18 protein-coding genes, 1 pseudogene and 1 other annotated feature are annotated in these 24,972 nt (G+C 32.7%); of the genes and pseudogenes, 2 read left to right on the forward strand and 17 right to left on the reverse strand.

Going from position 1 to position 24,972, the window contains the following annotated elements; genetic code table 11:
- Positions 1-692: 692 nt before the first annotated feature.
- From fusA to HMPREF0391_RS02480, 9 genes are all read right to left on the reverse strand, one after another.
- Positions 693-2,750: an elongation factor G gene (gene fusA / locus HMPREF0391_RS02440; RefSeq protein ID WP_002835264.1), complete on the reverse strand. Its 2,058-nt coding sequence runs from the start codon at positions 2,748-2,750 to the stop codon at positions 693-695.
- A 296-nt stretch (positions 2,751-3,046) separates the two neighbouring features.
- A complete protein-coding gene (locus HMPREF0391_RS02445) occupies positions 3,047-4,162 on the reverse strand; it encodes a 5-methyltetrahydropteroyltriglutamate--homocysteine S-methyltransferase (RefSeq protein WP_002835265.1) in 1,116 nt (371 codons plus the stop codon).
- A gap of 24 nt (positions 4,163-4,186) precedes the next feature.
- Positions 4,187-5,029: a MetQ/NlpA family ABC transporter substrate-binding protein gene (locus HMPREF0391_RS02450; protein ID WP_035109166.1), complete on the reverse strand. Its 843-nt coding sequence runs from the start codon at positions 5,027-5,029 to the stop codon at positions 4,187-4,189.
- A gap of 11 nt (positions 5,030-5,040) precedes the next feature.
- Positions 5,041-5,697, reverse strand: a complete 657-nt coding sequence (locus tag HMPREF0391_RS02455) for a methionine ABC transporter permease (RefSeq protein ID WP_002835267.1) — start codon at positions 5,695-5,697, stop codon at positions 5,041-5,043.
- Positions 5,697-6,701 (reverse strand): methionine ABC transporter ATP-binding protein, encoded by a 1,005-nt coding sequence (locus tag HMPREF0391_RS02460; RefSeq protein ID WP_002835268.1) that lies wholly within the window; start codon positions 6,699-6,701, stop codon positions 5,697-5,699. Before HMPREF0391_RS02460 ends, HMPREF0391_RS02455 begins: the two co-directional genes overlap by 1 nt.
- Before the next feature lie 50 nt (positions 6,702-6,751).
- Positions 6,752-7,012: a binding site (T-box leader), on the reverse strand.
- 101 nt (positions 7,013-7,113) lie between these two features.
- The gene (locus HMPREF0391_RS02465; protein ID WP_002835269.1) at positions 7,114-8,181 is read right to left on the reverse strand and encodes a hypothetical protein; all 1,068 of its coding nucleotides are present in this window, start codon (positions 8,179-8,181) and stop codon (positions 7,114-7,116) included.
- 5 nt (positions 8,182-8,186) lie between these two features.
- Positions 8,187-10,715 (reverse strand): ribonucleoside-diphosphate reductase subunit alpha, encoded by a 2,529-nt coding sequence (locus HMPREF0391_RS02470; RefSeq protein WP_002835270.1) that lies wholly within the window; start codon positions 10,713-10,715, stop codon positions 8,187-8,189.
- Between the two features lie 168 nt (positions 10,716-10,883).
- Positions 10,884-11,489 (reverse strand): hypothetical protein, encoded by a 606-nt coding sequence (locus HMPREF0391_RS02475; RefSeq protein WP_002835271.1) that lies wholly within the window; start codon positions 11,487-11,489, stop codon positions 10,884-10,886.
- A gap of 2 nt (positions 11,490-11,491) precedes the next feature.
- Entirely contained in the window at positions 11,492-13,177 is a 1,686-nt protein-coding gene (locus HMPREF0391_RS02480) for a hypothetical protein (RefSeq protein ID WP_002835272.1), read from the reverse strand.
- Between the two features lie 191 nt (positions 13,178-13,368).
- Here HMPREF0391_RS02480 and HMPREF0391_RS02485 point away from each other — a divergent pair, with 191 nt between their 5' ends.
- Positions 13,369-14,058: a DUF554 domain-containing protein gene (locus tag HMPREF0391_RS02485; RefSeq protein WP_035109168.1), complete on the forward strand. Its 690-nt coding sequence runs from the start codon at positions 13,369-13,371 to the stop codon at positions 14,056-14,058.
- A gap of 826 nt (positions 14,059-14,884) precedes the next feature.
- Here the strand turns inward: HMPREF0391_RS02485 and HMPREF0391_RS02490 are convergent.
- The 3 genes from HMPREF0391_RS02490 to HMPREF0391_RS02500 form a co-directional block, all read right to left on the reverse strand.
- Positions 14,885-15,088, reverse strand: a complete 204-nt coding sequence (locus HMPREF0391_RS02490; RefSeq protein ID WP_035109206.1) for a hypothetical protein — start codon at positions 15,086-15,088, stop codon at positions 14,885-14,887.
- Between the two features lie 963 nt (positions 15,089-16,051).
- Positions 16,052-16,396 (reverse strand): PqqD family protein, encoded by a 345-nt coding sequence (locus HMPREF0391_RS02495; RefSeq protein ID WP_002835276.1) that lies wholly within the window; start codon positions 16,394-16,396, stop codon positions 16,052-16,054.
- Positions 16,383-18,311: an OPT family oligopeptide transporter gene (locus HMPREF0391_RS02500; protein WP_035109210.1), complete on the reverse strand. Its 1,929-nt coding sequence runs from the start codon at positions 18,309-18,311 to the stop codon at positions 16,383-16,385. Before HMPREF0391_RS02500 ends, HMPREF0391_RS02495 begins: the two co-directional genes overlap by 14 nt.
- A gap of 216 nt (positions 18,312-18,527) precedes the next feature.
- On the opposite strand from HMPREF0391_RS02500, the gene HMPREF0391_RS02505 reads away from it, so the two are divergent.
- Positions 18,528-19,133 carry a hypothetical protein gene (locus tag HMPREF0391_RS02505; RefSeq protein WP_002835278.1) on the forward strand — a complete coding sequence of 202 codons (606 nt, stop codon included), beginning with the start codon at positions 18,528-18,530 and terminating at the stop codon, positions 19,131-19,133.
- Positions 19,134-19,496: 363 nt separating this feature from the next.
- Here the strand turns inward: HMPREF0391_RS02505 and HMPREF0391_RS02510 are convergent.
- The 5 genes and pseudogenes from HMPREF0391_RS02510 to HMPREF0391_RS02535 form a co-directional block, all read right to left on the reverse strand.
- A pseudogene (locus tag HMPREF0391_RS02510) lies at positions 19,497-20,710 on the reverse strand (IS256 family transposase).
- Between the two features lie 598 nt (positions 20,711-21,308).
- Positions 21,309-22,592 (reverse strand): hypothetical protein, encoded by a 1,284-nt coding sequence (locus HMPREF0391_RS02520; protein ID WP_002835281.1) that lies wholly within the window; start codon positions 22,590-22,592, stop codon positions 21,309-21,311.
- Between the two features lie 2 nt (positions 22,593-22,594).
- Entirely contained in the window at positions 22,595-23,893 is a 1,299-nt protein-coding gene (locus HMPREF0391_RS02525; protein WP_002835283.1) for a type IV secretory system conjugative DNA transfer family protein, read from the reverse strand.
- A gap of 12 nt (positions 23,894-23,905) precedes the next feature.
- Positions 23,906-24,655: a hypothetical protein gene (locus tag HMPREF0391_RS02530; RefSeq protein WP_002835284.1), complete on the reverse strand. Its 750-nt coding sequence runs from the start codon at positions 24,653-24,655 to the stop codon at positions 23,906-23,908.
- Positions 24,648-24,959 (reverse strand): hypothetical protein, encoded by a 312-nt coding sequence (locus tag HMPREF0391_RS02535; protein WP_002835285.1) that lies wholly within the window; start codon positions 24,957-24,959, stop codon positions 24,648-24,650. The genes HMPREF0391_RS02530 and HMPREF0391_RS02535 overlap by 8 nt, the downstream gene beginning before the upstream one ends.
- Positions 24,960-24,972 lie beyond the last annotated feature (13 nt).

The following is a 24,972-nucleotide window of genomic DNA, read 5'->3' on the forward strand; positions in this document are numbered from 1 at the left end:
ATTTTTGTAGTCAGATATTCGATAGCGAGATGTTTGCTCGTACGTTAGCAAGCCCTTCCCATCTGACGAAAGCTCTTAGCAAAATCATCAATGTAAGCAAGTCTCCCATTCACGCGAAAACTCTCAGCACTCCGGCAAACAATCGAAGCTTAAGAATATCATACGGAGAAAATTTTGCTGATTTCAAATCGAAGGGCTCCGACTAAAATTTAACCGCTTGAGCGCAATCGAGCTTTAAATTTTAGGAGACCAAGATTTAGAAATCACAAATTTTAGTAGTCAGATATTCGATAGCTAGATGTTTGCTCGTATCTCAGCAAGCCTACCAATCTGACGAAATCTCTTAGCAAAAATTCGTATGTAAGCAAGTTTCTTATTTTCGCGAAATCTCTTAGCACTCTAGCAAACTATCGAAGCTTGAGAATATCCTCTGGAGAAAATAATCATAAATTCAAGTGAAGTTAGCCGTTAAAAAATTGTGCTGTCTGAGTGCGCAGCACGAGTTCACAATTTTAGGCTAACGAGCTTAGAATTTATTTATTTTCGTAAGCGAGATATTCGATAGCGAGATGTTTGCTTGTATCTAAGCAAGCCCTTCCCATCTGACGAAAACTCTTAGCACAAGCTCGTAAGTCAGCAAGCTTTTTGCCACGAAAAAATGCCCCTATCACACGATAAGGGCATCTCCAAATTTATTGTTCTTTAATTATTTCTTCTGTAACATTTGAAGGAACTTCTTCATATCTTACGAATTCCATTTCAAATTCTCCCCTTGCTTGAGTCATTGATCTCAAATCAATTGAGTATTCGAACAATTCTTTGTGAGGAGCTTCTGCGATTACGATTTGGTTACCGTCTTCGTCAGATTCCATTCCCAAGATCTTACCACGGCGTTTGTTCATATCTCCCATTACATCTCCCATGTATTCTTCAGGGATTTTGATTGTAACCTTCATAATAGGTTCCAACAAAATTGGCTTCGCTTCTTCGATACCTTTTTTGAATGCGATTTGAGCTGCGATTTTGAATGCCATTTCGTTCGAATCTACTGGGTGATATTTTCCATCGTAAAGTATAGCTTTGACACCAACTACAGGATATCCTGCCAAAGGTCCCTTTTCCAAGGATTCTTCCAAGCCTTTTTCAACTGCTGGGAAGAAGTTTTTAGGAACAGCTCCACCGAATACTTCTTCTTCAAATACGAATGTTTCTTCGGAATCTGTCAACGGTTCAAATCTGATAAATACATCAGCAAATTGTCCTGCACCACCAGATTGTTTCTTGTGTTTTCCTTCGACATCTGATTTTGCCTTGATAGTTTCACGATATGCAATTCTCAATGGAACAACTTCTGTTTCTACTTGGTATTCGTCTTTTAATCTGTCCATCATTACTTGAAGTTGAACATTGCCACGTCCACCGATTAATAATTGCTTAGTTTCATTATTTCTTTCAGATACAAATGACAAATCTTCAGTTTGCAATTTAGTTAATGCTGTTGAAATCTTATCATCATCTGATTTTGATTTTGGTTGAATAGCAAAGAATAATGTTGCAGGTTTTAATTTCAAACGTTTGTAAACAGTTGGATCATTCTTATCAGAAATAGTGTCTCCTGTTTCTGTTTCAACTAATTTACTAATCGCACCGATGTCACCTGCGTGAACTTCATCAGTCTTGATTTGTTCCTTACCACGCAAGAAGAATAAATCACCAATCTTTTCTTCAACTTCCTTGCTTGAATTGTATAATAAAGTATCTTTGGTAATTTTACCTGAAATTACCTTGAAAATCGAAATCTTTCCAACAAAAGGATCCACAATTGTCTTGAATACAACTGCACTCATTGGTTCATCAACAGAGAATTTACGTTGCTTGTCGTCAGCATGTCTGAAGCCGTATTTTGCTCTTTCGTCATCTGGTGTTGGCATGTATTTTTCGATGATTTCTAATAAAACATCAACCCCAACTCCTGTAAGCGCACTTCCTGCGATAAGTGGTACACAAGTACCTTCAAGTAAAGCTGATACCAAAGCTTTTTTGAATTCTTCGTGTGTAAATTCTTCTCCGTTGAAATATTTTTCCATCAATTCGTCGTCTGTTTGAGCGACAACTTCACAAATTTCATCGAATACAACATTAACTTCGTCCACTCTGTCTTCTGGAATAGGAACTTCCTTGAATTCGAAACCATTGTACTCAAAAGCTTTTTTGTCGATAACATCGATAACTCCCTTGAAATCTTCGCCTTCACCAAGAGTCAAAGTAAATGGAATGATGTTATTGCCAAACTTAACGTGCAAATCACTAACGCATTTGTTAAAATTAGCATTTTCTTTTTCCATTTTATTTACGAAAATAATTCTTGGAAGATCGATTGATTGAGTGTAGCGAAGAACTTTTTCTGTTCCTACTTCTATACCGTTAACAGCATCGATAACAATAAGCGCTGCTTCTGATGCTCTTAGTGATTGATACACTTCTCTTTCGAAATCAAAATAGCCCGGAGTGTCTATGAAATTGATTTTTATGTCGTTGTGTTCGATTGGAATAACAGAGCTGGATATAGAAATACCCCTCTTCATTTCTTGCTTAGAATAGTCAGAAACTGTGTTTTTGTCCTCAACTTTTCCGACTCTGTTAATCACATTGGTTAAGTATAGGCATGCTTCAGTGAGTTGAGTTTTTCCACTTCCGCTATGCCCAACCAAGCTAAGATTTCTAATTTTGTTTGTTGGATAAGATTTCATAATTGTGCCTCCTATTATTTATAAGAAAACATTTGCATTTTTGTTACATAGTTTATTAAACAAATTTGATAAGTAAATTTGCAAAACAACATTTATAATATCGTTTGCAAAATGACCGCAACGTTTCTCTTATATTATTAAAATATATATACCCAAAAATCAAAAATCCTAACAATTTTTACAAATATTATTAAATCCCAGAAAACTATTCCCAAAGTTATGATGTCTAAATGCGCAAAAAATTACAGGCAACTTTCATTGCCTGCAATTTATAAAAATGAGATAGATATGATTACTTATTTTCCCCAAACTTTTTCAGCTATTTTCTTAATGAGTTTTAGTTTTTCCCATTGTTGTTCAATCGTCAATATGTTTCCATTTTCGTTAGATGAGAATCCGCATTGTGGGCTCAAACACAATCTATCAAGAGAAATGAACTCTGCTGCTTTGTGAATTCTAGCAATTATTTCTTCTTCGTCTTCTAGCTCTCCTCTTTTTGATGTGATAAGTCCAAGAACAACTTTTTTATCTCCAGAAACGTATTTTAATGGTTCAAATCCACCGGATCTTTCGTCATCGTATTCAAGATAGAATGCATCTACATTTTCTTGTGCAAATAATATTTGTGCTATTTTGTCGTAAGCACCACTTGCTGCGTAAGTTGATTCGTAATTTCCTCTGCAAACATGTGTTGTTATTGTCAAATCTTGAGGTCTATCTTCAAGTGCTAAGTTGTTGATTCTCAAATATCTGTTAGCTTCATCATCCAATGAAACTGATTCACCGTATTTTCTGTTGATATAATCAGAATCTACTAACATTCCCCATGTGCAATCGTCAAATTGTATATTTCTGCATCCTGCATCGTACAAATCCTTGATAACTTGTTTGTAAGCCCTCGCAATATCTTGTTCCAACTTTTCGTAATCTGGATAGATTTTGTTAGTTATCTTTGCATTATCTTCTCTAAATAATTCTACAAGTAATTGCGCTGGTGCAGGTATTGTTTGTTTCGCAATTGTATTGTCGTCTTCAAATTGTTTTACGAATTTAAAATGTTCTACGAATGGATGATTTTCGCCTGTGATTTTTCCTTCAACTTGTACTGATGTGTGATAAGTTTCCTTTCCGTGGAAGTAGTATCCATGATCAAGCTCAACTCTTTTTATTCCGTTAAGTCCCCAGAAGAAGTCTAAATGCCAACTTTTTCTTCGAAACTCTCCATCAGTTATTACGTGATAGCCCAATTCCTTTTGTTTATCGATTAATTTTTTGATGCATTCATCTTCTATTTCTTTTAATTCTTTTTTTGTGATTATTTCTTTTTCAAAGTCTGATCTAGCTTTTAGTAATTTTTCATCTCTCAAGAAACTTCCTACATAATCATATCTAAATGGTACGTGTAAACTCATTTTCAATCTCCCCCTTAATATTTCCTATTTTGCTGGTATTATTTCTCCATCGAATTTTTCTTCGATATATTTTCTAACTTCGTCTGATTCAAAAGCTTGTAATACTTTCTTGTAAGTTTCGTTGTCTTTGTCTTCTTCTCTTGCAACTATAATATTTGCAAATGGGTTTCCTTCTGATTTTTCGATTGCAATTGCATCTTTCTTTGGTGATAATTTTGCTTCTAGCGCAAAGTTTGAATTGATTACAGCAATCGCAGCGTCTTCGTATGCTCTTGGAATTGTTGCTGCTTCAACGGCTGTGAATTTCAAGTTCTTTGGATTTTCTGCAATATCTTTTTCAGTAGCTTCTAATCCTGCGTTTTCTTTTAATTTGATTACTTTGTTATCTTCTAATATTTTTAATGCTCTTGCTCCATTTGTAGCATCGTTTGGAATTATAACTTCGTCTCCGTCTTTTAATTCATCTAAAGATTTGTATTTTTTAGAATATATTCCCATTGGTTCCAAGTGAACTGCTCCCAATGATACTAATTTTGTTCCTCTTTCTTTGTTGAAGTTTTCCAAGTAAGGAACGTGTTGGTAGAAGTTCAAGTCGATATCTTTTTCTTGAAGTGATGTGTTAGGTGTTACATAATCATCAAATTCTTTAATTTCTAGTTCAATCCCATCTTTTGCCAAGATTTCTTTTGCTTTTTCTGCAATTTCTTTGTGAGGTGCTGGAGATACTCCAATTACAACCTTCTTGTTTTCTGTAGTTTGTGATTCTTGTTTTGCACTTTGTCCGTCTTCTTTTTTGCTTTCTTTTTTAGCACATGATGTTAATACCAATGCTAATGCCAATACTACTAATAAAATTTTCTTTTTCATTTTTACCACTCCTATATGTTTTTTTTGTTTAATTTATTTGAAATTTTTGTACCTGATATTTGTACAATTTCAACCAAGATTATAATTACAACTACTGCCCACAATAATACTTCTGTGTTAAATCTGTCGTAGCCGTATCGTTTTGCCAAGGCTCCCAAGCCTCCTCCACCGATTGTTCCTGCCATTGCAGAATATCCAATCAATGTGATCATTAAGTTTGTTATCGCCAACACCAATTGCGGCAATGATTCTGGAATCAAAACTTTTGTCAATATGTTAAAATTACTTGCCCCCATTGATTTGGATGCTTCGATGATTCCTCTGTCCACATTCAAGAATTCTTGTTCAAATAATCTCGCCAAAAATGGAATTGCACCGACTGTCAATGGCACGATAGATGCAGATGTTCCTATTTTGGTTCCGACGATTAACTTGGATAGTGGAAGTAATACTATCATCAATATGATGAATGGAAATGATCTTGTAATGTTAACTATAACATCCAACACCGCGTATAGTTTTGGTTTTGGATTAAGTCCCGATTGTCCAGTTGTATATAAAATAAGTGCCAATGGAAGGCCAAATAAAATTGTGAAAAACGTGCTTACTAAAATCATATACAACGTCTCGCCTGTTGCTTCAAGCACCAAATTTAGTAAATCATCCATTATTTAACCTCCTCTACTCTAATATCATTTTCTGTCAAAAAGTCTTTTGCTTTTTGTATATTTTCCTTCTGTCCGATAAGTTCAACAACTGTGTATCCAACTCCTGTGGATTGAAGTTTGTTGATATTTCCAGATATAATGCTGAAATCTATCCCAGAGATTCTCGCTGCTTGTGATAATATCGGTTTGTTGTAAGACTTCTTGGAATAAGTTAATCTAACGACATCTCCCTTAAAATCGTCAGTTATTATCTCTTCTTCATCCTCTTCGACAAGCTTTCTGATGAAGTTTCTAGTAACATCTGTTTTTGGGTTTTTGAATAATTCTTCGACAGAATTTTCTTCGATGATTTTTCCATTTTCCATCACTGCTATTCTGTCACAGATGTCTTTTGCAACTTCCATTTGATGAGTTATCATTATTATCGTCGTTTTGTATTTGTCTACTGATTTTCTCAATATTTCCAAAACTTGTTGTGTGTTTTGTGGATCAAGTGCGCTTGTAGATTCATCTGATAAAATCACCTTAGGATTTGTGGATAATGCTCTTGCAATCGCTACTCTTTGTTTTTGTCCACCGGATAATTGGCTAGGATAGCTTTTTGCTCTGTCTCTAAGTCCAATGAAATCCAGTAATTCGTTAACTCTTTTTTCTATTTCATTCTTTGGAATGTTTTGAAGCTTCAAAGGATATGCAATGTTTTCGTAGACGTTTTTTTGATTAAATAAATTAAAATGTTGGAAAATCATGCTGATTTCTTTTCTTGCTTCCAATAATTCCTTTTGCTTTAATGATGTTATGTCAACATCATCTATTATTACCTTTCCACTTGTTGGTTCTTCCAATCTGTTTAGAAGTCTTACAAGTGTTGATTTACCAGCTCCTGACAAACCAATTATTCCGTAAATTTCACCCTTATTTACTTTGAAACTTACATCATCAACTGCATTAAATTCTTTCTCACTTGTATTAAAAGTTTTTTTCAAATTTAATACTTCAATCATAATCTCACCTCATTTTTGTAATAAAAAAAGCCCTTATGTGACATTCATCACATAAGGGCGAATATATCCGCGTTACCACCTTATTTTTAAATACATATATGCAAATATACAAATATGCATTTTCTCATTGTTCAGTACGTATTCATACCTAGCACAAGATATCGGATGCAACCGGAAAAGTTTAAAAGCAAATGCTATTCGACTTTTCTAACTCCAAGACCATTTTCAACAACTATTCTTTATCTCATTTCACCAAACTGAGACTCTCTGTAAAAGCATTCATCGTTTACTCTTCTTATCAACGTTAATGTTTATTTGTTTTGCTTATGGATATATAATACAAGCTCAAAAATCTTTTGTCAAGCTTTTTTTGAAATTATTTTGAAAAAATTTTTACAAACTTTGTTTATTACTACTTAAAGTATGGATTTTTGCGTAAATTATCCAATAATTTATCGTAAGTTGTCCAACCCAATCCTAGGTCAGAATATTTTGCGTAAGGGTTGTCTATGCTGTAATGTCCATCGCAGAATCCTTTGTTAACCAAAATCGGTTCACGAACTTTTGAATATCCAGTGTATAGTTGGTTTTTGCCACGTTCTACTTCTGGTAATTTCTCCATTATAAGTTTCGGTCTGTTTTCAAATCCGTAGTCTTTTGCGTTCTTGTGTGAAATCGTAGAGTGAGTAAAATCCAAGAAATACATCTTGCCATTTAATCTTGCTCTGTCGATCGAATGGTTACGATATGGATTGGAATTTTTGTCCAATTCATCGTCAGGCAATGAATCTACCCACCAAATTTCAGAATAAATTCCACAATTATTTAGCACATCATTGGCAAGTTCGCTGAACGAATTGCAAGTTCCCTCTTTGTTTAACAACAAATCACAACCAAATGTCGATGAAAGTTGTGGATCGTATCTGTAATCGTCAATCAAAACTTTTGCCAAATTTTTCACCGTTTCAAAATCATCCTTGCCTTTTACTTTTTCTGACAATTCGTTTAGTTTGTCGATATATTTGTAAGTGAATTCCAAGCTATAAGGCTCATCTCTGAAATCTTCGTTCAACACCGATTTTAATTTCATGGAGAAAATCGGCTTACCGATTGAAGACTCCTTCACAAATTTCATATCTCCAACCACCAAATTATCTTCGGCAGTTTTCTTGTCGTTCTTGTCGTATTCATTCATAAAATTTTCGACTTGCGATTTGTCATTGCCCAAGAACACAAGCTCTTGTTTGCCACGTGTTTCGTGCAATTTTTTGATAACCTTGATTAATTTGTCCTTCGAGTCCACATACTCATCGTAATTTATCGAAGAATCAATCTCACTTGGCTTTTTGCCATTCAAATCGTCTTTTAGTTGAACTTGCTCTACGGGTGGTTTTTCTTCCACTTTTTCTTGTTTTTTGTTACAACTTGTAACTCCAAGTACAAGCGCTAAGCTCAACATCACTGATAATAATTTTTTCATAAAAATTATGCACTGCAGCTATCGCAGTCCTCCACTTCTAATGATTTACTTCTAACATAATAGATGGATTTGATGCCTTTTTCCCAAGCTCTGATGTAGATGTTTAGTATTGTTCTCATCGTGTAATCAGTCGTGATATAAATGTTGACCGATTGTCCTTGGTCGATGTGGCGTTGTCTGATACTTGTCGCATCTACAGTTATATTTTGATCCAATTCGTGTGCATTTTCGTACAACCAGAATGTTTGTGGACTAAGTCCTGGTGCAACACGTGGGACAATTGTACCCTTCTTTTCTTCAAGGAAATATCTACTCATAACTGGATCCACTGCTGCAGTAGTTCCTGCGATTATCGAAGTTGAACCAGTTGGTGCCACTGCCATCAAGTAACCATTTCTCATTCCGTTTTTCTTGATATCGTGATACAATTCGTTCCATTTTTCAGAATTGTAATCTCTTAATTTGAAATATTCACCATTTTCCCAATCAGAACCTTCAAAATATTCGTAAGATCCCTTTTCCTTGGCGATTTTATTACTTGCTTTGATAGCGTAGTAATTGATTTTTTCGTACAATTTATCTGCAAATTCCAAATGCTTTTCAACATCTGAATACATAATATTATTTTTTACCAAACAGTGATGATAACCACTTGTTCCAAGTCCGATTGGACGGTATTTTTTGTTAGTGTACTTTGCGTATTCCAATGGATAGAAGTTCAAATCAATAACATTGTCAAGTCCTCTAACTGCTGTTTCCACAACTTCCTCTAATTCTTCGTCGTTGTTCACGTCGATATTTCCCAAAACAAGAGAAGCAAGATTACACACAACAAAATCTCCCGGTTTTGTTTTCGTAACGATAATATCGTCTCCGTCTTCTGTTTCGATAGTTTCACTGATAGAATGAATTTCGCTCATATTTTGCATAATTTCTGTACACAAATTAGAAGAATAAATCATTCCCTTGTGTTTGTTAGGATTCATTCTGTTTACAGTATCACGGTTGAATGTGAACGGAGTTCCTGTTTCTGTCCAGGATTTTATGATAAGTCTAACCAAATCTTTTACTTTTATGCTACGTCTGGAAATACTTTCGTCAAGCACACATTCGTTGTATCTTTTTTCCCATTCGTCCCCGTAATAATCTTCCAAATTATATCCTTTTTTCACAGAGATTTCGTGTGGGTCGAACATATACCAAGTTCCGTCGATATCGTCACGAACCATCTTCCAGAACAAATCAGGATAGCAAACAGAAGGGAACACATCGTGTGCTTTCATTCTGTCATCACCGTTGTTTGTTCTAAGTTGCAAAAATTCCAATATATCCTTGTGCCATACATCCAAGTACACAGCTACAGAACCTTGGCGCACTCCCAATTGATCCACTGCAACAGCTGTATCATTTGCAAGTTTAATCCATCTGATAACTCCACCTGCAACACCTTGGAAACCACGAATGTCGGATCCATTTGCACGAACTTTTCCGAAATACAATCCCATTCCACCACCATGCTTAGAAACTTGTGCGAAATTATTTATCGAACGATAAATTCCTTCCAAAGTATCAGGAACAGTGTCTATAAAACAGCTTGACAATTGATTGAATGGTTTTCTGGCGTTACTCATCGTAGGAGTTGCCACAGTCACTTTCAATGTGGACAAATTATCGTAGATCTTCTTTGCCCAATGAATTCTATCCTTTTCTTTAAGTGCCAAATGCATCGCAATCCCCATGAACATTTCTTGTGCAGATTCCATCACTCTGTTGTCATGAGTTTTAATCAAATATCTCTTTATAATCAAATCCAAAGCACTGAATGTGAATAACTTATCCCTATCGTCATCAATGTATTTTTCCAATTCGTCAATATCATCATCAGTATACACTTCTCTGATGTATGAACCATACAATCCTCTCTCATCCAAAAACTTAATCTTTGATTTAAAATCTTGAAGATCGTATTGAACTTCTAACTTCTTAATATTTTGTTTCAAATTATAATTCATAAACAACGATGCAATATATTCCCAATTTGGAGCTTCCTTACTAACAAGTTCCCCAGAAGCTTTGGACAATAAATTCACCATATCGTATTGTGACAGATTAGGCTTAACAAATGATTCGAACTTCAAATACAAATTCTCAATCGAATACCTAGTAGAATCGTAATGTTCTTGAATATATCTAATGATTTCGATGACATCTTCATCTGTGATAAATCTTTCGAACTCTTCGATAACTTTTCTGTCTGTGGTATGTTTTGCACGATACAAAATAAAAGATTTTACAACCTTGTATTGACCGTGATCAATCAAAGTCAATTCCACCAAGTCTTGGATTTCTTCCACAGTGACCACATGATTTTTCGGATACTTGTTCACAATAGTGTTTTCAATTTCTTGTGCCATAGCTTCCAGTTCATTTTCCTCTGCGTAAATTCCTACAGAAGCATAAGCTTTTTTCATGGCTAATTTTATCTTCGACCTATCAAAATCGACAATATTGCCATCTCTCTTTTTTATTTCCATTATTACTCCCTTTTATCGTGTATATAGTGGATTATAAAAACCCAACTACAATTTATAGTATTAATTCCTATTAAATATTACCACAAATCTAAGTGAAATAACACTGAAAATATAGTATTAAAATTTTTCAAAAAGCTAAAAATATATAATTTTAATAAAATGTTCAAATCATTTTACATCAGAAATGGTACTCTTGCCTAGCTTTAAAATCGGTAAATCATCAACTAATTTTTTCTTCTTGTCACACAAAATAATATAGTTGATATTCTTCTCATCAAACATTTGAGTAAGTTTTCTCATGTTTTTCTTAGCAAAAATTTTTGTGTAATTATTGTAATTTTTTATAATCACAAACTGACTCTGCGCCAACACAACCTTCGCATAAAAAAGTTTGATGATAGTATCATTATCACATTCTTTTAACTTATTATCCAAATCCACATTCAGACTTTCATTCAAGCTCTGAATTTTTCTGTAAATTGTCACAGGAGACATCTTCATTGAACGCAACACCAACGACAAATTATCGTACACATTCAAATGAGGATACAACATAAACTCATCCACAACATAAAATCCACGGTACTTCGATATCACATTGTTTGAAATCTTTCCATCTATTAACATCTTCCCATTTGCGTATTTTACATTCATTAATACAGCTATGAACTTATCCAAAGTTATTTTATTTGAAAAAATCTGACAATTCTGAGAGATTTTCCCTGTCAAATTTTCAAAATAATTCGTACTATAATTTTCAAATACAATATCCATAACTACCTTCTAACCCTAATCTTAGTTATAATATCCCAACACAAATTGACAACAGAAAATATCGCCACAATTATAAAACCTATCAAGTAATAATAATTACTGTTAAGCTTTCTTACAAAAAATATGAGAATATCCATAGCGCCTTCATTGTAAATATCGATCATGTGAGAAAAATACACTCCAGTGAAACAAAACATCACATAAAAAGCCATAAAATTCAACAAAATCGTAATCAAATTAACCTTATTAGAATAAATCGGAAAAACAACCCATCTATAATACTCAAACTTGTTCATATCGTCATTGTGCATCAAATAATTGATATTATTAGAGAAAAATCCTATTCTTTGCATAGAATACACGTTATAAGCTGTTAGCGCACCTATAAGTAACCAAAAAGTCAACCAGAAAATTAGCATCAAACTTTGATCGTGAAGTACGTATTGGTTGAAAATTCCAAATATTTTCGTAAACACAAAATCATTTGGAAACATCAGCAATACAAACAGTGATGCAATTGACAATATACACATGAAAAGATTCAATTCCTTGTCAACTCTGGAGAAAATCCTCCACACAATCAAAGATACAATCTCTCCAATCGAAAACACCATCACACTAAGTAGAGCACACGCACACACTATCTTCAAATCAAACTGAATATAAAATCGGTCGTTATTTTTCAGAACAAATGTCAAATCCTCTCCCAAAACAGTTGCAATCACAACAAAAATATTAAAAACGGCAACTATTCCACATATTACCCAGTAAATAAGTTTAATATTATTAATGAAAAATCCTTTAACCTGTAATTTAATGTTTATAATCGACTCTCTAAAATTATTCGGACGAATTCCTTTATTAATATCTCTGACGATTTTTTTATAATTTACTATATTGATAATTTCCAAAACCACCAATATGCCAATCATAAGCTCATCCAGTTTATCGATATGCGTATCTCCAATGAGAATGAACACACTCGCCAAAAAAATTGCAATCATAATCAAAAACTTATACAGTTGGTTGAACTGAAGCTGACCCACACCAGGAATTAAATATAAAGCCTTGAATTTTGTATCGTAATCTTTGGAATCAACCTTCATATTTTTTCTCAAATCGTACAAATCACGCCTAAGCTTGTTCACCTCAGTATTTATTCTCTTTTTGTACACTTGCTTCAGACTTCTCTTAACACTGTACAAATACACGCTATCCTTTGAATACTCACTTATTATGAACTCCCTTTTATTCTTAGATTTAAGATGAGCTCTTTTGCTTTTCTTATCCTTGTCTTTTGAATTATCGCGTGAAAATTTATAACTCTCTACAATTTTCTTCAAATAAAACCTAAAATTAAATCCTTTTTCTATATCTCCAGAATTTTTGATAGCATCGTCCAAAAAACTCATATCATTTTCCATATCTTGAAAAATCTGAATGATTTCATCGTATCTTTCTTCTACAAGTTTATTTTTAGTGTATATGTAATTATATTGGGAAGATACATCCTTATATTCCTCATAAAAATCAATCTTAGATTGAGATATGAATTTTTCCACAAGAACCCTATTTAACAAACTGTCATTGTGATGAGGAAGACTGTGCTTAAATCTAATGACAGAATTATCCAGTTCTTTGAGGAAATTTATCTCTTTAGTTTTGATTAATTCGATTTTTTCGTTCATATCGAACTCCTAAATTTTACAAATTATTGATATATTTTTGCTCATTTGATATGTAGCTTTTATGTGTATTATCTTTTTGTGATATTATATTTACATATTTTTACCACTTTCAAATATTACATTGTTAATTAATAAAAATATTACTTTACAAATTGAATAAAATATATTATCATATTTCGTGGAGGATTATGATGTTTTACATATTAATAAATGTTGTAGCGGTTGCAGTCGCAGCCCTTTTGGGAAGACTTTTGAAATCTTTCCTGCCTAAAAAACTAATAAAAAGTATAATGGACGTTGTCGCCGTTTGTATATTAATAATGGGAATACAAGGAAGTGTCAAAACAAATAATTTTATTTTTATGTTGATTTCCTTAGTTATCGGTGCTATAATAGGTAACGGTCTTGATTTGGACAAGAAATTAGCCAACCTTGTAGAGTATTTACAAAACAAAGTTCCAGACTCATCTGGCTCGTCCATGAAAGGCGCCATTGCATTAATAATGCTACAAAATATCGGATCATTGGCAATCCTTGCTCCATTGAATTTAGGATTAAGTGGATCCGCCGACATAATGCAATTTAAAATAATATTAGACAGTATAACAACATTTTTGTTCTCAGCAACATACGGATTCACAGTAGCACTGTCCGGAGTTGTAGGACTTGTGATGAACACACTAATATTCTTATTATCAACATCACTAAGCAAAGTCTTAGTACCAGAAGTAATTGATAACATTTCAGTAGTAGGATCATTGTTGATAGTCCTACTTGGTATAGATATGCTAGAAATCAAAAAATTCAAAATCATGGATTACATTCCAGCAATATTTATTCCAATATTTTGGTTCATCATCAAACAATTACTTCACATCTAAATTAGTTAACAAGTTAGAGGGGAAAACTCTCATGCCTTCAAAATTTTCCAGAGTTGACTCCCCTTACTCCTTTCTTATATGGCGCATGATTTTAAATCATGTGTTTTTTTTATTATACCTCATTTCAAGAAATTTCAAACAAAATCAATTTTTTTCAAATTTTTTTTAATTTTTTTCAAAAAAACTTCAAAAAAGTGTTTAAAACATTTTTCAGTGGGTATATATATACTACAATAAAAGATATCTAAATTGTAGAGCACAACTGTTACTTTAGTTTATTGATTCCGATGAAAAGGATATATAAACAAAAATCGCAGGAATACTACCCGTTTTATTTGAAGACAAATAAAACTAGAACCTTTAAACATTTAAACTTAAAACATTTAAATTTAAAATTTTATCCTAAGTATCGAAAACTTTAGTTAATTAAAGATTTAAAGATTGATTCGTTATATCTTGAAAAGCAAGTTTATCTGATAGATTACTATTAAGGAGTGGATAAGGAAATGATCGAACCAAAATTTCAGTTTAAGTGCAGTTTGCTCGGAAAATAAGAGTTGTTTCAGAAGATGGAAAATGACTCTTATTTTTTTGTGTCCATTTCTCCCCCCTGAGTTTAAACAGGCTATCTGTTTTGGATAATTTCAGCTTCTTCTCGCCATCACCTCACGGTGATAGCCTTGCAAGTTGTTATGAAGTTCGTCGCAAACTACGCCCTACGTGAACTTTCACCACAGACTAACGACATGCCCGTCATAATAAAAAAAGAGTCAGGGTTTTAGATTCACCCTAACTCATATTTTATACAATCTTCAACGAAGACTATCTATTTTCTATTTTCATATCCTATAGAGAAAAATAGAATTGATATAGCTACTAATGTTATTGATAAAGGCAGCGCCCTAGCAATTAATGCTTCTGCAATATAATTACCAAATACAACTTCTTTTATTGTATACATGAGGATTAATGCAAAAATTACTCCCAAACAGCATTTACAAATATAAACAATGTTTCTCTTATTTAACATTTTACTTACCTCCCTTTCGATTTTATTAAACCTGTCTATCGAAAAGTAATTAGTCTCCGTTTTTATACCTCTGAGGATTATTATAGTTCATAAATACCCCCTTTACACAATGTAATCATATAATTGTTAACAACAATTATGGTCATGACACTTATATGTTTCTTCTCAGTCCAAATCGAAAACCTGATACATACAAACTCCTAAAGGTTTCCTATATTCTTCAATTCTGTTATTCAAAATACCGTCCTGTTTCTTTTGGTTAATTTAAGTTTACCATAATTATTTTTATTGTCAATAAATTAATGTTTAATGACTTTTTTGTCGGTTACACCTCATATAGTTCCTACCCCTGAATCTCACAGCTAATTTATTCTTATCATTTTCTATCCTTGTCCAGCAATCTCAAAATCAGCGAAACCTTCTAGCAAACAATCGAAGCTAAGAATATCATACGGAGTAAATAATCATAAATTCAAGTGAAGTGAACCGTTAAAAAATTGTGCTGTTTGAGTGGGTAGCACGAGTTCACAATTTTAGGTTCACAAGCTTAGAATTTATTTATTTTCGTAGTCTAGATATTCGTGCGAGATGTTTGCTATTAGTCTGACCCTTGCGTGTCTTGCAACTGTCTTCTAGCGAAATCTTTGCACCATTTTTTATTCTTGTCTTGCAATCCCCAACACACGCGAAACCTTAGAGCAAACGATCGAAGCTAAGAATATCATCATATAAAATTTAATGCTTCTTATGAGCGACGCTTCGAACGATGAAATCTTCATTTCATCTTATTAAAAGAAGATTTCTGAAGTGAGGCTGAGCGAGTGAGAACATTAAATTTTACCCAGGATATTCGTGCGAGGTGTTTGCTATGGTCTCAACCCTTGCGTGTCTTGCAACTGTCTTCTAGCGAAATCTTTACACCATTTTCTATCCTTGTCCTGCAATCCCCATAAAAAAGAAGCCTTATTCAGACTTCTTTTTGAGTTTAACAATATCATTGTTGTATAAAATTTGTATGAATTGAGATAGTCTCTCATATAGAGGTTCTACCTCATCTCCGTATTGTTCTTTTAATTTATTCCCAATCTCTATGATGTTTGCTTTGCCATCAATCATTCTGAAAACATCACTGCCGTAACCTTCAAGCTTGATGTTGGATTCTTTTGGCGTAAAGAACATCTTTTGAGCAATCTTATCAAAAATATGATTGTGTTTCTTTTTCAAGTACACTAGATCATTTTTCTCATAAAACTCTATTTTTTCGTTGACCTCAGGAATAAATTCTAGAAAATTTTTATTTCGCTTCATTAGTATTTACGTTCTTGATACAAGTTCTAACTAAAACTGCTAATAATAACAAGAATACTATGATTGATCCAATTGTACCAATGTTGAATTTTGAAGATAAATCAAGAACTTCAGCTAATGTCTTGTCGCCAACTTTGATGATAGCAAATGCAGCAAGTAAAATACCTACAACACCTTCACCTGCGATAAATCCAGATGTGAACAATACACCATTTTCTTCTTGTTCTTTTCTTAATTCTTCGTTTTTAACTTTTCTCTTGTCAACAAATAATCTGATTAAACCACCAGTCATGATAGCTGTAGAAGTATTGATTGGTAAATACAAACCTACTGCAAATGGTAATACTGGAATTCCTAAAATTTCAACAACAACTGCAATGAATGCTCCTGCGAAAACTAATCCCCAAGGAAGCGATCCACCCATTACACCTTCGATTATAAGTTTCATCAACATACCTTGTGGTGCAGGAAGTTCGTCTGTTCCATATCCCCAAGATGAATCTAATAACCATAAAATAGCTCCGATTACAAGTGCAGATACAGTAACACCGATTAATTCACCGATTTGTTGTTTGTATGGAGTAGCTCCAACCAAGAAACCAGTCTTTAAGTCTTGTGAAGTATCCCCTGAAATAGCAGCGATAACACAGATTACAGTACCAATTGAAATAGCCATCATCATACCATCATGACCAGTATTTCCCATAGCCTTGATCAACAATGAAGTTATCAATAAAGCAGCAATAGTCATACCAGAAACTGGGTTGTTAGAAGATCCAATAAGACCAACCAAACGAGATGATACAGTTGCAAAGAAGAAACCAAATACAACGATAATAATTGATCCAATAGGACCAACTGGAATAATTGGTAAAATAGCCATTACAACTGCGATAGCAAGAATAGATATTCCTATGAATTTCATACTCAAATCTTTTTCAGTACGAAGAACTGAATCTGTACCCAAACCTTGTGATTTGTAGTCTTTCATAGCATCTCTGAAAGTTCTAATAATTAGTGGCAATGATTTAATTAAAGATATAATACCACCAGTAGCTACAGCACCAGCTCCTATATATCTTAAATAAGTACCCCAAATATCTTTTACAGTCATAGCAGAAATAGCCTTATCTGCAGCACCGATTATGTTGTCTCCACCGAATAATTTCATAAGTGGCATAATAACTAACCAACCTAAAGTTGCACCACTTAGCATATATCCAGAAATCTTAGGACCACAAATATAACCAACACCTACCAAAGATGGAAGTGGGTCGATACCGATACCAGCACCTGAGAAAGATTTAACTGTAATTTCTTTTGATAATGAAGATGGGAAAATCTTCAAACCATCAGCAAAGAATTTGTATACAGCAGCCAAACCTAAACCCTTGAATACAAGCTTAGCCTTGGATCCACCTTCTTCACCTGCTAATAAAACCTCTGCACAAGCAGTTCCTTCTGGATATGGAATAACCCCGTGTTCCTTAACTATTAAAGCATTTCTCAATGGAACCATGAATAAAACCCCTAGTAAACCACCAATAAGAGTAATAACCCCTATTTCGATTAATGATGGAGCTGGTTCATTCCATTCCTTCATCCAAATAAATAATGCTGGCATTGTAAAGATAGCACCTGCGGCAACTGATTCCCCTGCGGAACCTATAGTTTGAACGATGTTGTTTTCCAAAATAGAATCCCTCTTGAAAATCAATCTGATAACTCCCATTGAAATAACTGCAGCAGGAATTGATGCAGATACTGTCAAGCCAACTCTAAGACCTAAATATGCATTAGCTCCACCAAATACAATTGCCATGATAATACCGAAAATAATAGAGAATGGTGTAAGCTCTGGCAAGACCTTATCGGCCGAAATAAAAGGCTTAAAGTCATTATTATTGTTACTCATAAATATACCCTCCTTTTTATATATATAAATTAACAAAATCATTATACCAAATTGAATTTATTTTGTCAATAATATTTATTGCTTTACACTTAAATACTCAAAGAATTATAAAAATATTTAAGAAACAAATATCTGAACTTTTCTACTAAAATAGTTTGAATTTTCCCAAATTAATAGTATAATAAAAGAGTTGGAATAAATTAATTGGAGGGAATTATGAAAAAGAAATTTTTAACAGTATTATTAGTATTATCAATGGTTGTATTAGCCTCATGTTCTAATCAAAAAGGATCAGAATTAGAAAGCAAATTAAAAGAAGTTGAAACTGACAAGAAATTTGCATTAGAAAACTTAAACGATGCTAACAACAAAATCAAAGAATTGAATGCAAAAATTCAAGAACAAGAACAAGGTTATAGCTCAAAAGTATTAGTAAATGATCTAACAGCAGAAATGAGCAATGAACAATTACAAAAAGTATTGCAAAACACAATCGCTTACAAATTGACAGCTGATGATCAAGAATTAGCACAAGAAACAACAGTTGAAGTAGCAGAAATGCCTAAAACATTAAACTTCATCGTACAAATTCCAGAAGACTTAAAATCATCAGAAAAAGCAAAAACAATCTTGAACTTACAAGCACCAAAAATCAATGTAAATGGTAAAGCAGCACAAGTTGAAGAACAAGAAGAACACGACGCAATAAAATACGTAGTAAACTTAGAATCTGCAGGAAAAGAAGCAAAAATCGATCTACCACAAGACATAAACGCAAAATTACAAAGACCAAACCAACAACTTGTAATCAAAGCAAAATAAAACAATTAGCCACTAGATATGAACTGACCCACAAAAGTTAGACATAAAAACTAACTTAAGGAGATCAGTTTGGGTATGTGAAAAGTTTTGTGTATCGGCTCCTCCTGATAGGTTGTGAGCTGATATTTTTTTGATTTTAAAAAAATATACTTTTATTACTAAAATCTGAAAGTTCAGATATTTGTAACCTAATTTTGGCACAATTAAACTAAAAGGTCAAGATTTTTATAAAAATCTCCATTTTTGCCTAATTATATTTCTTAAAAATTTGAAGATTTCTGTCAAGAGCTGGTCGTCAGACCAGGGCTATGTCTTTACTCTTGATTGAATGATTCAAATTTTTTATTATTTTTATGGCAAAATTTAGATTCTGCCTTCAAAAAATATTGATAGTTGTGACAGTATTTGATCCCATCCTCTTATTTTACTTGTCCATTTACTTGAAGCATCTACCATCGCTAGATACAAGCTTTTTTGTAGGGCGTAGTCGCTTGGAAATATTGTTTTGTTTTTTGTTACTTTTCTAAGTTGTCTATTAAAGTTTTCTATGCTATTTGTTGTATATATTAGTTTTCTTATTCCTTCTGGATATTTAAAATATGTTGATAATTCAGCCCAGTTATTTCTCCATGAATTTACACACATTTGGTATTTTTTGCCCCATTTTTCTTCAAATATATCTAGGTTACTTAGTATTAGTTTTTCTGTTGATGCTTTGTATACTGTTTTTAAGTCTTTCATTAACTCTTTTATATCTCTATATGATACGAATTTTGTTGAATTTCTTATTTGATGAATTACGCATTTCTGAATTTCTGTTTTTGGATATACACTTTCTATTGCTTGGCTAAATCCTGATAAATTATCTGTTGAAACTATTAATATATCTTCTAATCCTCGTTCTTTTAATTGATTTAATACCAATAGCCAGTATTTACTTGATTCATTTTCTCCTACCCACATTCCAAGGATTTCTTTGTATCCTTCGGTATTATATCCTAGTGCTATATATACTGCTTTTTTTACTACTATGTTATTTTCCCTTACATGATAGTGTATTGCATCTAAAAATACAAATGGATATACTTTTTCTAAGGGTCTATTTTGCCATTCTTCAATAGTTGGTAGTATTTTATTTGTTATTTTGCTTACCATGGATTCTGATATTCCAAATCCATAGATTTCTTTTATGTGTGTTGATATGTCCCTTGTTGTCATTCCTTTTGCATACATAGATATTATTTGGTTTTCTATGTTTAATATGTCTTTTTGATATTTTTTCAATGCTTGTGGCTCAAAGGATCCTTCTCTGTCTCGTGGTATGTTTAGGTCTATGTTTGCGTATGATGATTTAACTGTTTTTTACTTGATCCATTTCTTGTGTTTAATGACAGTGGGTTTTCACCATATTCATAATCTAGATGTTCATCTAACTCTGCTTTTAACATTTGTTCCATTTTGTCTCCTAGAAAATCTTTTAAGGCTTCTTGAATATCTCGTACTGTTTCTGGTTGATACTCTTCAATTAACATCTTGGATATTTTGTTGAGTCTTGTTTCTGGTCTTTTTCTTCGCATTTTAAAATCCTCCTGATTATTATTATATCAGGAGGATTCTATACACAAACTATTTCACAGTCTCTGTAAATAAAAAAATAAAATTAGTACGAAATCGATTAAATTCATAACTTCCTATCTGTTAATTTAGTATTTATAATAGATTTAATCTAAATTTACTATAATCTTTGTCTTTTGTTAAATATAAATAAACAAATTCAATTTTTCATTGCTATGTTAATATCCTTGACCTTGAATAACTTGAATAATAACTAAGTAATATATCCAATACATCCAAATTTTATGGCATTTTAATAGAATCTTCATTAAAATTTACAGAAAATTCTAATAAAATTTATTTACTATACTAATTTTTTTGTTACTAATGATTTACTAAAAAACTCACTAAATATATTATAATACTATCTACTCATTTTAACATCAGCAACTTGCATTTAGAATTCACTATAGATTTATTCTATATTTTAAAATAAATCTTATAAATCTCTACTAATTGTACGAATATTTGTATAGTAACATTTATATTTATCGAAAATATTTTAAAAATAATGGATAATATCTCCTTCTCTACCTAATAATTTGTTTACTTAATTGCAGCTCAAACTGTTTGATGAGGAATAATGTTAGCTGCACACCCCTTTACTAATCTGGATTTATAACCATCAAAAAAATAGAATTCTCCTCTATTTAATTTTTTTATATCTTCTGGACTTAGAATATAATCCTTATCTTCTGAATAAGTAAAAGTATTTGTGCTATTAAAACCTGGTATTATTTGTGACCATTTATGGATATTGTGTCCTGATGAACTGGATTCTGAAATCTTTGTTTTATCATATTTTCCGAAAAACTCTGCCCATTTTGTTCTTGATATTCCTGAAGAATGGTTGAATAGTAGGTAATTATGACAAAGTCCTAATACGGATTCATATATTTGGACATCATTAGCGCAAGCTGAAAAGAAATCAGATTCTCCAATCATAAAACTTGTATTAGGCTTTGGTTTTGATAATATTTCTGTAAGAACTTCACCTTTTGTAAGTGATATATCATCAATTACAACAGCAAAGCCTCCATACTTATAAAGTTCATTTAGTTCTGATAACAAAAGCCTTGTATAAAGAGATTCTGATGAGCTTAGCAAATCTACACTTATAACTTCGTATCCTTTGTTATATGCAGATCTTAGAGACTCTTGCTTTTTTGATAAACGATTGCTCAGTATAGGACTCATTTCAATTGAAAGATTATTTAAAAATATTTTAATATTTCCAAGTTCTTTTCCTCCAGATGCTAAATAAAATTGGAGATCTTGTCCTACTTGTGGACTTATTTGACCTTGGTTAACCGCTGATTGAACTTTAGAAACCAAACTACCATGGGGGCATTTAAAAAAGGCTGGCAAGGACGGATTTCTCTTTGCTATCATTAAATACTTCGCCATTCCCTCGAAGTATAGACTTATAGAGCTAGACAAATTAAAATCTTTTTTGCCTACATCTGATAAAATTTTTGATATTACACTGGAGTCATTTTCTATAAAAGGATCATAATTAGCTTGATTTTGAATTTGTCCTAGATTTCTCCTTGAAAATAAAATTGAATTGCTATAATTAGCTAGAATCTCATCTTCCAATTCTAAATTATAATTGTGTAATAAAATAACAGGGATATTATATTTTTTAATCATGGTAATATAGGCCATTATAGCTGCGTTTCTTTCGTCTTTGCTAGCACCAGATACAACAAAATTGCTTGCACTAGAGCTGTTTTCGAAAAGCTCGTCAAAAGAAATAGACCTATAATTTTTAATGTTTTTCTTCCTATTATTTTTGAAGTCTATGTTTTTTTTCTTTAAATAATTAATTAATTTCCAAATCATTTTTACCTAAAATCATCAAACTTAAATATAAAAGGTTGGCTAAAGGGTAGCCCAACTATTGCTTGGCCTACAGGAAGAGAGTTTTGATGCCAGTCTTCTACTGTTTGCCCCAATCTTTTTTCCTCTACCATAGTAAGGTCAGACTTCTGGTAGTCTTCTATAATGAGATTTTTGCCATAAAGGTTGCTAACATATTCCCTTGAGGCCATATCATTTGTCCTGAAAGAGATAAGCGTTGAAAAACCAGCCATTATATTCATAGCCCTAGATTCTCCATATATATCTACCAACTGTTCTATGCTTTGAATTCCTGCCAAGATTTTTAGACCCATGCTTCTGCCGAAGTTGACACCGTCTTCTATATGTTCTAGTAAAGGTATAAGCTTAAATTCGTCACAAATCAAATAAACATTTCCAGTTTTTTGATTTCTGGACATGGCTTCTTTGAGAGCTTGGTCAAAACATAGCCTATATATAGGCGTCAAAGAGTTGCCCTTGGCTAAATCATATTCTATAAATAAAGTTTTTCCGCCCTTGTTTCTGACAAAATTTCTTATAGAAAAATTTCCTTTTTTTGCAAAATTGCCAACAAAAATATCTCTAACAACAGAAAACATTTCTGAAAGAACACCCTGACTTTGCGGACCAGGGTAGGAAATATAAGAATTGACTGCTACCAAGTCTTTGTGACTAGCCAGCATGGCTTTGACCTTATTTTCATCACAAGAATCTAGGAGGCTTCTCAGTTCATTATTATAAAACATCTTTTTTCTGACATTTTTATCTTGGACACCTGCTCTGGTAAGGGATAAGAGTATGGACGATAAAACATCACTAGCAGCATTTGGGAAAAAGGCATTGGTTGTGTTCTTTACCCTCTCTTTAAATAATGACTTGCAAATCTCATTGCAATTTTGCTTTATGTGTTCATCATCAGTCCCGTCTGCTAGGATATCCCTAAAAATATTCCATTTTGATGATGTGTCTGTAATATTATCTATAAACAAATCACCATTTTCAAAAAACCTTTGGATATAATCTCCCTTGGTGTCAAAAATTATCATTACATCTTCATTTGTCATTTGTGCTTTTAATTGTTTTATAATATGGAAAAAAAGGGTGGACTTGCCAGATCCAGTTGAGCCAAGCATCAATAAATGCTTGGATAATTGGTCTTCAGACATAGTAAAACTAGCCATCTTTCCATCCTTTTCTCCCTCAAATTTTAGAAAATTCGAACTATTATTTGTTACAATCTTATTATAGGCAACACTAGATCCGTATAAAATTTTAAAAGACATCACATGCTCCTATTATAAACCATAAGATTGGCCAATACCTATATCCTGTCCCTTGTCCTGGTCATTAGCCTTAGGTTGTATATTACTATTCCTACTTTCCCTATCAGCTAAAAAATCAAAGCCCTGATCTTTTTTATAGTTATTTCCATATTTTTGCTCATAGGAAGAGTTTATTTCATTTTTAATCTTCTCTTCATAGTTTTTTCCATATACCTGCTCTGCCTTTAGCTTATAATAATTGTTTTCTATGTCCCTAGTATGTTTATAATCGTATAGGTCCCTGTCTTTGACATTTGCGGTCATCTTGTCAAACTTGCTGTTGGCATATTCATAGGCATCTTTTTCTACTGGCTGAAACCTATATTTGACATCAGAATTCATACCATTAGGCTCTTGATATTGGTCAAAATTCCTTCGCCAATCACCTATTTTATTTACATCATCAATATTTCCTATATTGGCCCTGCCAACTATACAGTCATCTTGGAAAGCATGCCTACCCTCATGGATTATCGTATCGCAGTTGTCATAGCGCCTATCATCTTGCATGATCAGTCTTTTATTGATGGCGATTTTGCTAGGATCATAAGCTGAGTAATATCCAGCTATATTTTTTTTAGGCATATTTTCTGGTGTAACAATCCTTGCTGGCCTATTTTGACTGGCAGCCATTGTATTTTCCAATTTTTGATAGAAATCAAGCCTCTGGTCATAGGTCATATTTTGCCAATTTTGTTTGCGAAGAGTATTAAAATCAATCATTTTTTCCTATGACCCTATCTTTTTTGAAAGTAAACTTATCATAAAATTGTAGTATTTCTGGATTTTTCATAAGTAAGTCCATTGAGAAAATCGCATTGAGATAGGATGCGTTTTCTTTTTCCATAATATCCTTGATGGATACACCTTTGTAACTATAGTTTTTTCTTTCTCCATTAAAATAGCCCACAACAGCTTTTTTTAATATATCAGAGAAGCTTCCTATATTTTCATACATCCTTTGTGCATCTTCTTTGCTTATTGACATGTCTTTTGCAATGATGTCAATGGTTTTTTCCTTATCCATAAATTACCTCTGT

Origin of the sequence: Finegoldia magna ATCC 53516 (assembly GCF_000159695.1) — a bacterium.
Classification (GTDB): Bacteria; Bacillota; Clostridia; order Tissierellales; family Peptoniphilaceae; genus Finegoldia; species Finegoldia magna_F.

Coding starts and splice junctions, on each gene's coding strand:
- fusA (WP_002835264.1), bottom strand. CDS start 2,750: ATGAAATCTTATCCAACAAACAAAATTAGAAATCTTAGCTTGGTTGGG.
- HMPREF0391_RS02445 (WP_002835265.1), bottom strand. CDS start 4,162: ATGAGTTTACACGTACCATTTAGATATGATTATGTAGGAAGTTTCTTG.
- HMPREF0391_RS02450 (WP_035109166.1), bottom strand. CDS start 5,029: ATGAAAAAGAAAATTTTATTAGTAGTATTGGCATTAGCATTGGTATTA.
- HMPREF0391_RS02455 (WP_002835267.1), bottom strand. CDS start 5,697: ATGGATGATTTACTAAATTTGGTGCTTGAAGCAACAGGCGAGACGTTG.
- HMPREF0391_RS02460 (WP_002835268.1), bottom strand. CDS start 6,701: ATGATTGAAGTATTAAATTTGAAAAAAACTTTTAATACAAGTGAGAAA.
- HMPREF0391_RS02465 (WP_002835269.1), bottom strand. CDS start 8,181: ATGAAAAAATTATTATCAGTGATGTTGAGCTTAGCGCTTGTACTTGGA.
- HMPREF0391_RS02470 (WP_002835270.1), bottom strand. CDS start 10,715: ATGGAAATAAAAAAGAGAGATGGCAATATTGTCGATTTTGATAGGTCG.
- HMPREF0391_RS02475 (WP_002835271.1), bottom strand. CDS start 11,489: ATGGATATTGTATTTGAAAATTATAGTACGAATTATTTTGAAAATTTG.
- HMPREF0391_RS02480 (WP_002835272.1), bottom strand. CDS start 13,177: ATGAACGAAAAAATCGAATTAATCAAAACTAAAGAGATAAATTTCCTC.
- HMPREF0391_RS02485 (WP_035109168.1), top strand. CDS start 13,369: ATGTTTTACATATTAATAAATGTTGTAGCGGTTGCAGTCGCAGCCCTT.
- HMPREF0391_RS02490 (WP_035109206.1), bottom strand. CDS start 15,088: ATGTTAAATAAGAGAAACATTGTTTATATTTGTAAATGCTGTTTGGGA.
- HMPREF0391_RS02495 (WP_002835276.1), bottom strand. CDS start 16,396: ATGAAGCGAAATAAAAATTTTCTAGAATTTATTCCTGAGGTCAACGAA.
- HMPREF0391_RS02500 (WP_035109210.1), bottom strand. CDS start 18,311: ATGAGTAACAATAATAATGACTTTAAGCCTTTTATTTCGGCCGATAAG.
- HMPREF0391_RS02505 (WP_002835278.1), top strand. CDS start 18,528: ATGAAAAAGAAATTTTTAACAGTATTATTAGTATTATCAATGGTTGTA.
- HMPREF0391_RS02520 (WP_002835281.1), bottom strand. CDS start 22,592: ATGATTTGGAAATTAATTAATTATTTAAAGAAAAAAAACATAGACTTC.
- HMPREF0391_RS02525 (WP_002835283.1), bottom strand. CDS start 23,893: ATGTCTTTTAAAATTTTATACGGATCTAGTGTTGCCTATAATAAGATT.
- HMPREF0391_RS02530 (WP_002835284.1), bottom strand. CDS start 24,655: ATGATTGATTTTAATACTCTTCGCAAACAAAATTGGCAAAATATGACC.
- HMPREF0391_RS02535 (WP_002835285.1), bottom strand. CDS start 24,959: ATGGATAAGGAAAAAACCATTGACATCATTGCAAAAGACATGTCAATA.